Consider the following 483-nt stretch of genomic DNA (forward strand, 5'->3'; position numbering starts at 1 on the left):
GCGTCGCAAGGCCACTTGGAACGATGATTACCGCGCTAAGGTCCTCTTGGGCTGAGAATTTATACGCGCTCGCCCTGCTACCGGTGCGGCCGTCTTGCACGACCTGGCGCCTCATGCCCTCGATCATCTTGGTCACCTTCTTGAGGGTGATCAGACTGTCCTTGACGATCATGACCTTCAGTTGTGTCATGGCTCACTCCACATATTCGAGCTCAGGGCCGATTCGAGCTCAGGGCCGAACAGCTCCCGCGGGCCGATTGTTACGTCCCGCAGTAAACCGGATTCTTCATCCTCTTTCGTCCCAAGATCGCTGAGGGGGTTCTGGCCAGACGCCCCGCCATGAATGCGAGACAAGACCACCAAGAAAAGAGGCCGGGACACCTCTGGTAGAGTGGGATTTGCGACAATCCGCCGCCCCACCAGAGGGCACCGGCCATGCCTGTGATCCTGCCAGGGATCTTGTCCCTGGAGCAACACCTCGCC

At 59.2% G+C, this 483-nt stretch carries 1 protein-coding gene; it reads right to left on the reverse strand.

The window, feature by feature from the left end:
- Positions 1 to 190, reverse strand: a 190-nt coding sequence (locus tag G3446_RS27285; RefSeq protein WP_164456762.1) for a hypothetical protein, incomplete at its 3' end; no start/stop codon positions are given.
- Between the last annotated feature and the right edge of the window lie 293 nt (positions 191 to 483).

This window comes from Thiorhodococcus minor (genome assembly GCF_010820565.1).
Classification (GTDB): Bacteria; Pseudomonadota; Gammaproteobacteria; order Chromatiales; family Chromatiaceae; genus Thiorhodococcus; species Thiorhodococcus minor.